Origin of the sequence: Streptomyces sp. NBC_01515 (assembly GCF_045040345.1) — a bacterium.
Classification (GTDB): Bacteria; Actinomycetota; Actinomycetes; order Streptomycetales; family Streptomycetaceae; genus Streptomyces.
Genome location: NZ_CP109416.1, coordinates 8,353,702 through 8,368,223 on the forward strand (window position 1 = coordinate 8,353,702; position 14,522 = coordinate 8,368,223).

The following is a 14,522-nucleotide window of genomic DNA, read 5'->3' on the forward strand; positions in this document are numbered from 1 at the left end:
ATGACCATCCACGCGTCGCCCCAGCTGAACAACCTCATGTTCGTGCTCATCGGCGAGAAGTTCCTCCAGGCCGACGAGGACATGGCCTTCGCCAACGGCAAGCCGTACGAGCGGCTGGGCCGGCGGATGCGTGACCTCTCGGACCTGATCGAGCAGACCGCCGGTGGGGTGGGGCGCGCGCTGCCGCCGCAGGTCGGGAACAACTATGTGCGGGCGATGCACATGTTCCTCGACAGCGGCGGCGTCAACTACCTGAAGGACTTCGCCGACCAGCTCGACGGCATCGGACAGTCCCGCACCAAGTCCTCCATGGACATCATGGAGTCGAAGTGGCAGATCATCGCCGAACTGGTGCGGCTGCTCATCGAGTTGCTGGTCATCGCGGTGCTGTCCGCCTTCACCGGGGGTTCCGCCTCCAGCCAGGCCGCGGTGGCGAAGGCCCGCAGCCGGGTCGCCATTCTCACGTTGATGGAATGGCTGATGAAGAAGACGCATCTGATGCCCAGCATCACCGAGGCGATCGAAGAGGCGTTCACCACCTTCGCGGTACGGCTGGCCATGATGCTGGGTGCGCCCAAGGGCCGCCGCCCGCACGGGTTCGACTGGTCGCAGATCGTCCAGGACGGTGTCTTCGGCGCGTTCACCGGCCTGTTCCACGGCCTGCTGCACGACTTCGGCAAGGGCCTGAAGAACAACTTCAAGAACATCTTCAACACCCACAACCCGTTCAAGGACATCAGCGGCAACGGGAAGAAGTTCAACAACCACAAGTTCGACAACCCGGACCTCAACACCAAGCCGAACCCGAAGCCGACGCCCACCCCGAACCCGAAGACCACGCCGAATCCGACGCCGACCCCGCACATCACCCCGAAGCCGAACCCGACGCCCACACCGAAGCCGAAGACCTTCGGCGACAAGGTGAAGCACGAACTCGGCGAGGACTTCGAGCACTTCCTCACCGAGGGCGGCGCGGAGACGCTCGGCGAGATCGCCACGGCGTCCATCTACGGCTTCCCCATCGACCCCCTGAACACCTTCCTGGGCGCCGGCCTCAGCTCGATGAGCGAACGCCACCTGGGCCAGGGCGCGGGCGCGATCGGCAACAAGTTCAACTTCACGACCCCGCCCCAGGTCAACACCCTGGGCACGGCGAACATCCCGGACGACACCAGCTCCGACTCCAACTCCACCTCCAACACCAACTCCGGCCCCGACAACGACTCTTCGACGACCGGCCCGTCGTCCGACTCGACGACCACGTCAGGCTCGGGCCCCGTCAACACGACGTCGAACACCGGCAGTTCGTCGACGAACACCACCCCCCAACGCACGTCCACGAACACCCCGCCGACCGAGTCCACCGACACCCACGTCGACGACGTGAAGATCGACGGGGGAGACCTCCAGAGCAACGTCCCGCACGGGACGACGAGCACGTCCGGCGGGGGCAACTCGCCGTCTTCCAGTACGCCGACGAGCCATACGCCCACGAGCAGTACGCCCACGAGGTCGCCGGAACAGGCCGACACGGGTAGTAATGACGAGGCACAGGGGACCGGTCAGCAGAACGACACCTCGAACGACGGCGGCAGCCCGCACACCACCAACTCGGGAACTCCGGCGCCCGTGCGGACAGTTCAGGAGCAGCCGCACAACACCGGTGACGGTCAGCAGGCGGACGGTACTAACGAGACGCAGGGGACAAGTCAGCAGGGCGAGACCCCGAACACCTCGGACACTTCAACTCCGGTGCCTTCACCGGACGTTCCAGTCACGAACACGAACACGAACACCGGCACGAGTACGAGCGGGTCCGGCGTCCCGACTTCGAGCGGGACGAACACGGGCAACTCGACGTCCGGTTCCGGTACTTCCTCGCACAGCGGTGGCAACCCGCGTACTACGACAACGGGGCGCCCGGAGAACACGACTTCCGACAGCACCAGCACGGACACCACGAACGGCACCGGCACCGGCACCGGCAGCTCGAACAGCACGGGCACGGAGGGCATCGACACCTCCCACTCCGATTCCGGCACCGTCAGCAACACCGACACCGACACCGACACCGACACGAACACCCACACCGGCACCGACCTGCCCACCCCCGTCGCCACCACCAGCAACACCGCGCCCCCTACGACCAGTTCGGCACCGGACACGACCCCCGCGCCGGAGGCGACCCAGCCGTCCCACTCCGGTACTGCCACCCCGACACCCGGTACCGAGACGACCACCACCACCTCCTCCTCCGATGTCACCGTCGTACCGGAGCCGAGCAGCACGCCCGACCCCGTGGCGCCCGTGGATCTCACCCCCTCAGTGACCCCCAACTCCACGCCGGAGCCCGGGAGTTTCGAGGACGCTCGGGCCGGAGTGACGCCCTCGGAGCGCAGCCATACCTGGGTCGATCCGGTGTCGCGGCCCCTCGGGGCGGACGGTGTGCGGACGCAGTACGTGGTGCGGGCCGGGTTCGCCGTGCGGCGTTTCACCCATGACGGGGTGCCGGTCACCGATCTCACCGTGACCTATCGGCTCACCGGCAACCCGGGGCTGGGGACGCAGGTCGACGGGGTCCAGCAGCGGTTGACGGACGGTGTGCAGCGGGTGTTCAACACCCCGGGGCACCAACTGGGGGACGGGAGCCGACTGCACGTCACCGTCGTGCCGGCCGCTCCCGGTGAGACACCGCACCTCGACGTCACGCTCACCGACCCGGCGGACGGGACGCCGGCCACCCATCACTCGTGGCCGGCCGACATCTCCGACTCCGACCTGGCCCACGAGATCGGCCACCAGGTGGGCCTGCGCGACGAGAGCGGCTTCGACTCGGCCGCCCCGCAACGCGGCGGTACGGCCAGCCTGATGGGCGACCCCACGCGGTTCACGCCCGCGTCGGACCCGGCGTACGCGTCGGGTGGGCTGCGGCCCCGTCACCTCGCACTGATCGGCACCCTGGTCGGCGATCCCGCGGACGACCACCGGGGTCCCGGACGCCGAGGACCGGTCCAGGGCGCGCCCGGCGCGGACCCGCCCGCCCCGGTCACCCCCACCGTCGACCAGGCCGACACCGCGCCGACCCCGGTGGCCACCACGTCCACGGACACGGTGGACATCGATCCGACGGATACACACCCCGATACGCATACGCATACGGATCCGGACGCCGAGACCGTTCCCGCGGTCGTGCCGGTCCCTGACATCACCCTGACCTCCCCGGAGGGCGACACCACCCCGCCGACCGAGGTGGTGGTCGGCGGTGGCCGTCGTAGCGGCTCCTACCTCGGTGGCTACGGGCGGCGGCACGACGGCCAGTTGGGGCTCGTGCACGTGGAGCCGTTCGCGCCGGACGTGGTCGACGGGCTGCACCGCCAGGTGCTCACGGCGCTCGGCCGGCCCGCTCCGGGACCGAACGACCCCGTGCTCACGCAGCTCCGGGACGTGCTGTCGGCGGAGCAGATGGCGCTGAACATGCCGTATCTGCGCAGTCTCGGCGGGCACCGGATCGTCCTGGAGGTCGACGGTGCCGACCGCGACGTGGACGTACGGCTGACGCTCGACGACAGGCGGCCGTCCGTACGGCAGGGCGCGCTCGACACGAGCGATCCCGACAAGCATGTGGAGCGGCGCGGGCAGGGCACCCGGGAGATCGTCTCGGCGCAGCCGTCCGGCACGTTCTCGACGATCCCGGTGCCGTGGACCGGTTCGGTACCGGTCGGCGCGGCGGGCCCGGTGCGCGGGGTGGACATCGCGCTGGGCGCGACCATCACCCACAACCAGGCGGACGGTTCGACCACTGTCACCCAGGTCGTGCAGACCACCAGCGCCCAGCGCAGCAACGAGCCCTCCCGCGCCTACGACTTCACCGACAACTGGCAGGTCCGCGTGGACGCGCCGGCCCCGGGCACGGACGTGGCGAATGCGGGGGAGACAACAGATACGACAGATGCGACGGATACGGTCGACCCAACAGGCGTGACGGATGCGGCTGTTGTCGTCGCGAACCCCGATCCCGCGCCCGACTGGAGCCCCGCCGAGCAGCACGGGTCGGTCACCATCTGGTTCCCGCAGCACCTCGTGGACGCCGATGCCGATCCCGGTCAGGAGCTGCCCGCGCCCGCCGACATCAGGACACTGCCGATCTACGGCGTCGACTCGGTGCTGCATCCGCGGCGGCTGTACGAGGGGGCCGCCGAGAACTTCCGCGACGACCTGGACGACACGTCGTCGGCCCAGCTCGCGGACTTCCTTGCTGAACCGATCCTGCGGGGCACGTTGCCGATGCAGGTCGAGGGCGGGCTGTACTCGCCGGTGCTCACCGACACGCACGGACGCGCGGTCGGCATGATGCGGCTGGACGCGACGGTCCGGGGGACCACCCCGGTGGCCAAGAGCCTCGACAAGAAGATCAACCTGGAGAGCCATGTCGTCAACTCGGTGAAGAACGACCAGAACACGTCGTTCAACAGCGGGGTGACCTTCACCGGCAGCGTCGGCCCGACCTTCACGGTCGACCACCGCGCGGGTCACCCGGACGCCTCCCACGGCATCGGCGGCACCGTCAACGGCAAGGGCACCGCGAGCCTCGCCGCGCAGAACGTGTTCGGCACCAGCAACCTCGCGGGCACCATGCACGCGGTGCGCACCAACCGCAGCCACCTGCTGACCGAGGCGGACGTCGAGTACACCCTCACCCTGATCCGGCCCGACGGCTCCATCTCCACCTATGCGCCGGGCACTTGGACCCACGCGCTCGATCTGCGGGTGCTCAGCGCCGAGGACGCGGCGGGGCACGCACCGGAGCCGGACGAAGTGCGGGTGCTGCCGCACGAGTTGGAGACCCTGGAGTCGATCGGCCAGTCCATCGCGCCGCTCGGGGTGGACGAGGGCGACGCGGATCCGCTGTTCGACGACGCGGAGACCTGGCTGCGGGACCACGGCTTCCTGCCCCCGCCGGCGGACGCCCCGCACCGGGGCCGACTGCCCGACGAGACGATGGTGCAGGCGCAGTTGAACAACCTGCGGCGACTGCAGGAACTGCGTTCGCCGCTCGGGCTGCGCGCGGCGACGGACTCCATGGTGGACGGCGGCCACTCGCTGTTCCTGGAGATCCCCTCCGTGACGGGGCGGCGCCGGGTCCGGCTGGAGCTGGGCGCGCAGCGCGATCCGAACCGGCCGGTGGAGCACCGCACGGTGCTGCCCAACATCCAGGTCATGGGGCTCGCGCAGGCGGCCGGCGGCGGAACCGCCCGGCTCGGCAACACCTACGGCCTGGGCGCCGGGTTCGGCGGCGGGCTCACCGTGCCCACCCCGCACGGCGGCGCGTGGACCCTGAGCGGCACCGGCGACTACCAGTACGTCGGCCAGGCCACGCTCGGCAACACCACCGGCACCACGCTCGGCCACGACCAGTTCTTCATCGGCACCGGGCAGGACACCCACGAGTTCGGGGTACCGGCCCGCCTCACGCTCGACCTGTACGAGGGCTCGGGCCAGGAACCCGTGGCCCGGTTCGGCGAGGTGCCGCCGCCCGCCCAACACGGCGAGCCCGACCCGGAGTTGGGCCTGGGGGCGCCCCAGGAGAGGGGTGTCGCGGGCACGATCCGGCTGGCCGTACCGCACGAGCGCACACGGGCCGACGCGGAGCCCGCACCGGACGGCGAGCCGTTCACCGTACGGCAGGTCACGCAGGAGGACCGGGACCGGCTGGCCATGACGGACCCGGCCACCGGCGACCCGCACCCGGACGTCGTCCGCGTCCCGGACGACGCGCTGATCGACGTGGTGCGCGGTTCGGGGGCGCTCCAGGACGCCTTCCGGCGGATCGTCACGGGCGCCGGTGTCGACGCCGCTACTGACACCGACACCGACGCCACCGCCGACACCAACGCCGGTGCCGATCCGGTCGCCCCTCCCGGCCGCGTCTCCCGGCTGGTGGACAACTTCACCGGGTTCCTGAGCAGTTCGCTGGTCGGGAGTCCGTTCGGCGACACCACCACGGTGAGCGCCGAGGCCCGTACCACCGCGCTCTCGCCCGGTTCGCTGGTCGGCCGGGGGCACCAGATCTTCAGCGGCACCTACGTGGTCGAAGGGCTGACGCTGCCCGGGCTCGGTGCCGACGGTCAGCTCGCGATCGAGATCCAGGCCGTCGCCCACACGCCCCACCTGACGCAGAGCGTGAACCAGTACCTGGAGACCGGCATCTCCGCCGCCGACTCGGCGCAGCAGCTCAAGGGCCTGGGGAAAACACACCAGTTCGGGCTGGGCGGCTCGGCGACCCAGAACAACCCGCCGACTCCTCCCGCGAGTTCGCGGCCGGCCGGCTCCCCGGCACCCACGCCGTCCACGCCGTCCCGCTTCAACCCGTCCGGGCGCTACCAGTACGACCGCAAGAGCGACAAGTCCGACACCCTCACCAGCAGTACCGGCACCAACCGGACGCCCACCCAGTCGGGCCTCCAGCATCGGGTCACGGCCGACGTCACCTACCTGATCACCGTACGGTCCGGGCACCGCAACGTGGTCGCCAACTCCCTCGGGTTCGGGCCGGGGGAGACCGTCACGCTCGCCGTGGACGTGCCGCGCGGGCTCCAGTTCCTCATGACGGAGAGTCAACTCCGGCGCGACGGACGGTGGATGGGCGCCCTGCCCGAGCGTCCGGACGACCCGTCGACGATCGGTCTGACGAGGCCGTCCCTGCCTGACAGGTACGTCCACGACGGCACCCTCGGCCTGGCCGCGGTCAACTCGGTCACCGAGTTCTCCGACCCGGGCACGGGCCCGACGCCGACCCCGCCGATCGAGCAGCGCGCCCGATTCCACGACGACGTACGGGAGTTGGTGGACCGGTACGCCCCCGGTGCGACCACCCCCGGCCACGCCTCCTACCTGCCCGGTGTCGCCGCGCTGATCGCCGACAACACCGGTGTCGCCGGGAAGCGCGCGCTGATCGGGCGCGGCGGCGGACAGGCCAGGTTCAGCTTCCGGCACCACCGGTTCGGCGGCGCGGCCCTGGTCGAGGTGACGTTCTCGGCCCGCCCCACGAGCACCGCCGCGGACCGGGGCGCCCTGCGGGGCACCGCCGTACCGGGCGACAAGTCCGGTATAGAGCAGTGGGGTTCACACACGGCGGAGGGCCGTTCGCTCTCCTCCTCGGTGGGCCGGACACACCGTCTCACCGGCAACCCGACGGCCCGTTTCAGCCGCCCCGACGCCGACGACCGTACGGACCGGCTCGGCCCCTCCGCCAGCCTGGTCTCCTCCTCCAGCAAGGTCGACAAGCAGGGCCGCACCGCCGAGGACCGGTTCTGGCTGCGCACCGACAGCGCCGCCGACTTCGACGACCTGGACTACGAGTTGGTCGCCACGGTCCGCTCCACGCTGGTCGTCGACTGGCCGCCCAACGTGGTGGGCGCACTGGTGCAGCGCGGGGTCATCGCCTGGGACGACGCCGACGCGCCGACCCGCTCCTGGCTCAGCCGCACCCTCTCCGGCGAACTCGGCGGCCAGGTCCGGGTACCGGCCCGGGTGAGCCTGCGCTTCACCGGCAGCGAGACGGACGGCACCCGCCCTCCGCTGCCCGCACCCGCGCCGCCCTCGGTGTCCCGGGTCGACCCCCGCCAACTGCCCGCCGCGCAGCTCGTGTTGCGGGACGCGGACCTGTTCCACCCGACCGGCTCCGTCCCGGTCCAGGGCTTCGACGCGTGGAGCCAGCTGGCCACCGCCCTCGACCAGGTGGCCCCGGACACCGGGAGCAGCTGGCGTTCCGTGCCCGCCTCGACCTCCGACGAGAACGCCTCGGTACGGCTCGGCGAACTCATCCAGGCCGGCACGATCTCGCTGGACACACCCCGGCAGACCGGCGGGATGCTGCCGGCGATGCCGGGTGCGTTCCCGTTGCAGGGCGCCCCGGACCAACGGCCCACCCTCACCGTCTCGTTGTACCGGCCGAGGGCGGTCACCGACGGCGGCGACGTGACCCTCGACCGGCTGCGGATCAGCACGCAGAGCAGCAGCACGGTCTCCGGCGCCGACACCACCCTCGGGCTGTCGCTGCCGTTCGTCATGAGCGCCGACGACCCCGACCGCAACCTCCTCGGCGCGACCCCGCCGGTGCTCCAACGACCCGTGGACGCCAGCAACTTCGGCAGCGGAGTCTCCGGCGGCCGCCGCGACTGGCTCAAGACCGGCAGCACCAGCCTGCCCGCCGACGGCCGAGGCACCCGCAGCTACGAGGTCCGGACCGACGTCCACATCGAGGTCACCGGCCCCGAGGGCGTCCGCCATGTCACCGGCACGGCCACGATCCGCATCGAGGAACGCGACGCCCTCGGCCACGGCATCACCGAACCCCGCCCGGTGCCCGGCGTCTACGACCTCCCGGCCCTGCTCACCGAAGGCACCGGCACCGCGCCGGAGGACTGGGCGACGACCCGGCCGGGGGACGTACGGACCAACCTGAACGCGGGCATCGACCTCGCGGACGACGGCTTCCAGCTCTGGGTCGCCACCGGCCCCGACCCGGACGGCACCCGCCTGACCCTGGCCCTCTACGCGGCGTCGCGGGCGGCCCGGGACAACGGGCACCCGGTGGAACTGGTCACCCGGGGCCCGGAGGGCCTGCGCATCTGGCCCTTCGACCCCGACGGCACGCTGACCGGGCCGCAGGCGTCGGATTCCACCACCGGTGTCGCGACCCTGGACCAGGCCTGGGCGGACTTCGAGCGCGAGGCAGCCGCGTTCGACCGGGCCCAGGACGACCACACAGCGGCGCTCGACGACGAACACGAGCAGCGGCAGCTCCGGCCCGACGCGCAGGACACCCTGAACGACGCGGTCACCGCACTCACGGACGCGGCGGACAAGGCCCACCGTTCCGACACGGCCGCGACCACCGCCGAGCAGACCGCGGACCAGGCCGAACAGGACCTCCGCGACCTCATCGACCACGAGAAGACCCTGACCGGCGGGATCTCCGACGCCCGCCGCGCGATCGGCCCGCTCACCGACGCGGTCTCGGCGGGCGAGCGCCAGGAACTACGTCTCAGCGCCCAGGCCAAGACCGCCCGACGCCACCTGTCCGACCTCACGGCCCGCGCCGCCGAGGCCGCGAAGACGAGGGCCTCCGGCTCCGGTTCAGGCGCCACGGACGGCGCTACGACGGTCGAGAGCGCGACGCCGGATACGGACGCGCCGGGCACGATCACGTCGGACAGCGTCGCGCCGGACACGGTCGTAGAAACCGCCCCGGACACGGTCGTAGAACCCGCCCCCGCCGTGGACCCCCGTCTCGCCCAGCAGATCGACGAAGTCACCACCCAGGTAAGCAAGTTGGACGCCGACCTCGCCGAGGTGCGGGACGGTCTGGAGCGGGACCGTGCCGCGCTCCGGGACACCCGGGCCGGTCTGGACCGTGACGTGGCGGCCCAGCGTGAGGCGCGGGCGCAGCTCCCCGGCGTGCGGGACACGGCCGACACCCGGCGTTCCGAGGCCGACACGGCTCGTGGGCGGGCCGAGGACGCGGCCCAGGTCCATGAGGACGCACGGGAGAACCACGGGCGGGCGGCGCGGACGCTCGGCGAGATCGACGCGCGGATCGGCGAGGCCCTCGGCAGGCGCGACGACGCCGCCGCGCGCCGGGCGGCGGCGGAGACCGCGCTGCCCGGCGCGACCGGCCCGGTGCTGGCCTCCGGCCCCTCGGCGCTGCCCACCTCCCGCACGACGCTGGCCTCGACCACCCCGCGTTGGCCGGGCTCGGGCCGCCCCCGCACGGCGGGTCCCGCCACCGGCAACGCACCGCTCCCCGGCGACGGCGACACCTCCGAGAGCGACAACTCGACCACCGGGGACGAGGATTCAGGGGACGAGGACGCAGGGGGAGACGACAGTTCGGACGCGGACACCGAACTGACCACGCCCGACCCGACGTCCCTCGTCCCGCCGAAGGACACCACCGGCGGGGACCAAGGCGGCGACACGTCCGGCGACCCCGGTGCGACCTCCGCCCAGGACAGCGCGTTCGACGCCCTGGTCGGCAACACCACCACCACGTCCACCGACCTGCACAGCGCACCGGCGGACACGGACACCGACGCACCCGAGACCGACGCACCCAAGACCGAGGACAAGGGCAAGGGCAAGGCCCCCGCCCAGGACGACACCAACAGCACGTCGCCCGGACCGACTTCATCCGACCCCACGCCCCCCGGCCTCACCGCACCCCGGCCCGCCGCCTTCCAAGTGCGGGCGCCACGAGGCAACTTGGTGCCGACCCGCGGGGACGGCCGGTGCATGCTGTACACGTTCATCGGCACCGACCCGGCGCGGGTCCGCGACCGGCTGCCCGGACTGCGGACCCAGGCTCCGGAGACCTACGCCTGGCTCGGCGACCCGGGTCAAGTCCGCGCCGGGCTGGCCCAGTTCACCCGGTGGCGGCCGGGCACCCCGATGCCCCGGGCCGGCCACCACCTGATGCTCGCGGCCGACCAGCTGCGCATCCTCGCCGAGGACCGACTGCTCACCGCGCGCAGCGAACGCCCGCTGCCGCACGAGGTGGTGGGCCAGGTACGGCAGACGCTCGCGGGGTGGTTCGAGGGACGCACGGCGACCATGAACCGGCCCGAACTCCTGACGACCCTCGACGAGTACGGCATCACCGGGGTGACGGAGCCGGACCAGTTGGAGCTGGACGATCTCCACACGCTCTACATCGAGGCGCTGACCGGCGACAACGCGATCGGCGCGCCGGATCCCAGCGTCCGGGACATGTTCGCGTACCTGCGCGACACCGGCGGACTGCCCACCCTGGACCGCCTCTCCGACGACCAGCTCCGCAGGCTGCTCGGGCACGGATACACCGTCAGCGACGCCCAGTTCACCGACGCCGAACTGGCCCACGCGCTGGCCGCCGTCCAGAGCTGGTCCAAGTCGTACGAGAGCAACCAGGGCGAGTTGTTCCTCCCGCTGCTGGCGGACACCCTGGACGTGGCCGTCGAGGTACTGCGACCGGACGCGGCGACCGGCCTCGGCACCGTCACCCGTGTCGGCTCACCCACGGCCACCCGGGTCCTGGAGGTCCACTACACGGGCCTGAACCACTACAACGCCACCGACGCGGGCCCCCTCACCGTCGACCCGGCGACCATCACCCCGGCACCTGCGCCCCGGGGCCCCGGGGACGCCAACAGCGTTCAGCCGGACGGGCGTTACCGTCCCGCGCCGACCCGTGACGCCGATGACGAGCGTCCCGCGTCCCGTGTCGCCGACCCCGCGCCGAAGGACACATGGCACGGCCTGCGCCCGCATGCCCGTCCCGCCGTGCACTCGACGGAGCGGTTCGATCCGCACGCGGATCAGAGCAACTCGCCCCGGCCCGGCGCGCTCAGCGGTGCGACGACTCTCGTCCGTGCGCAGGTTCGTCGTATCCAAGCCCCCAACGGCCAGTGGATACGGGACTACACGCTCAACCTCCCGGTCACCACGGCGAACCCCGACCTCGCCCCGCAGCTCAACGAGCGCATCTCCGGTCTCCTGGACACGCACCTCAACTCCGGTCTGGCACTGCCGAGTTCGGGTGACCAGCTCCACGTCAACCTGAACCTGATCAGCGACCCGGCGCACCCCGAGGCGATCACCCTCACCGACACCGAGAACCCGGGCCGCGCCGACCAACTCCACCTGGACGCCAACCACTCCGACGAAGACCTCCTCCACGAGGTCCTGCATTACCTCGGCCTGCCGGACGAACAGCGCGACAACGACTTCCTGTTGCGCAACCACCCGAACAGCACCACCGTCCGGACCACCGGCGTCATGGCCACCACCCAGACCCCCGTCCACATCCCCCGCCGCTATCTCCGCACGATCGAGAACGTCACCTCCGCGGGACCCCAACTCCACGACCACGCAGGCCAGAACGAGACGACCCCGACCCAGGACCCGGACACCACCCCGATCCCCACGGACACCCCCCTCACCTGGCCCACCTCCCACGCCCCGACCGCACAGCCACCCGGGCCGGGCCGCTTCCAGTCGACGTACGTGAACACCTACGGCCGGTCCCCGGACGGCACGGTGGGACTGGTGTACGCGGAGCCGTTCTCGGACGAGGTGATCGACGGGCTGCACCGCCAGGTCTACGAGGAACTCGGGCTGGACGCCGACAACCCGCCCGAGGCGGTGCGCGAGCAGGTGCGGGATGCGCTGACCCGGGAGAACCTGGCGCTCCAACTGCCGTATCTGCGCTCGAACGGCGGCCACCGCATCACCGTCCGGGTCGGCGGACGCGATCGGACCGTCGACGTACAGCTGACGCTTTCCGATGCCCGGACCTCGTTGCGGCAGGGGCGCTTCGACCCGCGTGACGCGGACAAGCACGTCGAGCGGCGCGGGTTCGGTACGCGGGAGAACTTCTCCAGTCAGCCGGCCGGTACGTATCGCACGGTCCAGGTTCCGTGGACCGGCTCGTGGCCGATCACCGCGCCGACGCCGGTGCGGGCGGTGGACGGGTCCGTGACGGTCTCGCTCACGCACAACCAGGCCAGTGACGCGACGACCGTCACCCAGGCCGTCCAGACCACCTCCGCCCAGCGTTCCAACGAGCCTTCCGATCCTGTGGAGTTCACCACCCACTGGCGGGTGCGCACCGACGCCCCCGGGGTGACAGCGGCACCCACCGCCCCGGTGCCGGGCGTGTGGAGCCAGCCCGTGTCGCACGGCTCCACCACGATCTGGTTCCCCCGGCACCTCACCACCGCGGACGCGGCTCAGGGGTCGCTGCCCGCCCCCGCCGCGCCGACCGATCTCCCGCTCTACGGTGTCGATTCGGTGATCGACCCGAGGGCGTTGTACGAGCATGTGCACCAGACGTTCCACGCCGATCTGGACGACACCGCGGCCGGGCAGGTCTCGGACTTCCTCTCGGAGCAGGTGCTGCGCGGCACGTTGCCCATGCAGATCGACGGCGGGATCTACTCGCCCGTGATCACCGACGCCGACGGCAACGCGGTCGGCATGCTGCGTCTGGTCACCACGCCTGCCGTGGGCACGCCGTTGCGGCAGAGCACTCCGGGGCAGATCAACCTGGAGAGCCATCTGGTCAACACCGCGAAGGTGGACCTCTCCTCGAAGTACACCAGCGGCATCGGTCTCAGCGGCAGCGCTGCCGCCGCCCTCACCGGCGATCACAGCCAGGGACACCCGAACGCGTCGAGCGTCATCGGCGGCAGCCTCGGTGTGCGCGGCCAGGCGCAGGCGACGGTCACCAACACGTACAGCGCGAGCAGTTCCGCCGGGACGATGCACGCCATCCGCACCAACCGCGGCCATCTCCTCACCCCCTCCGGCGTCACCTATCAGGCCACGCTGATCCGGCCCGACGGCACCGAGACGGCGGCGCCTGCGCTCACCCAGACGCACGGCATGGACCTGCGGGTCCTGAGCAAGACGGACGCCACGGGGCACCGGCCGACCGCTGCCGAGACGCGTGAACTTCCGGACTCCCTGGAGCGGTTGGACGGCATTGGGCTGAGCGCGGCCCCGCTCGACGTCATCGGCACGAACGACATGTTCGACGAGGCCGAGACATGGCTGCGCGACGAAGGCTTCCTGCCGTCCGCTCACGGCGTGGTGCGGAGCCACGAGCCCGAGCACCAGATCCGGCTGCACGCGCAGCTCAACAACCTGCGTCGGCTCAGCGAGGCCCGGTCCCGTACCGGATTGCGTGCCGCGACCGACGCGATGGTCGACGGCGGGCACGCCCTGCACTTCGAGGTGCCCAACACCACCGACACGGGCGTCCGCCGGGTCCGGCTGCTCCTCTCCGCCGACCGGGACGCCGGGCAGGCCAGCACTCATCGCCTGGTGCTGCCGGGTATTCAGGTCATGGGTCTCGCCCAGATGGCGGGCAGCGACGCCGAGCAGCGCGGTGAGTCGTACGGCGGTGCGCTCGGGCCGATGGCGAGTGTCAGCGGGCCGCTGCGCAAGTGGGGGTCCATCGGGTTCGGGGGCGACTACCAACGCGGCCACCAGGTGACCCACGGCGACACCGTGGGCGGCGCGACCGGGCACGACCAGTTCTTCATCGCCACCAACCAGGACAGCCACGAGTTCGACGTACCGGTGCGGTTGGCCCTCGACCTGTACGCGGACGACACGGATGCGCCGACCGAGCGGTTCGGGCGGAACGTCAACCAGGCGGCGGCCCCAACTGTCCCCGGTGCCCCCGCCGTCGCACCGCCGACGACGGTCTCCGGTTCGCTGCGGCTGGCGGTGCCGAACGGTCGTACGCACGCGCCCTCGGCGACCCCCGCGTCGCCCGCGCCCCGGGCCGACGGTGCGCCGCGCCCCACCAACCGGGTCGACCAGGCCCGGCTCGACGGGACCGACGCCACCACCGGTGCCCCGCGCCCGGAACTGGTGCGCATACCGGACGACGCCCTGATCGACACCGTGCGCGGCTCCGCCGCCATCGAGTCGGTCTTCCAGCGGGCCGCCACGGTCATCCGCAACCAGGCCCAGCC

Annotated in this window: 1 protein-coding gene (running past one end of the window); it reads left to right on the forward strand. The window is 71.6% G+C overall.

Going from position 1 to position 14,522, the window contains the following annotated elements:
- Positions 1-14,522, forward strand: partial view of a hypothetical protein gene (locus tag OG407_RS37750; RefSeq protein ID WP_405864203.1) — the 5' portion only. Its footprint extends 21,985 nt past the window's final position; only the first 14,522 of its 36,507 coding nucleotides appear in the window; it begins with the start codon at positions 1-3; its stop codon lies beyond the right edge, outside the window.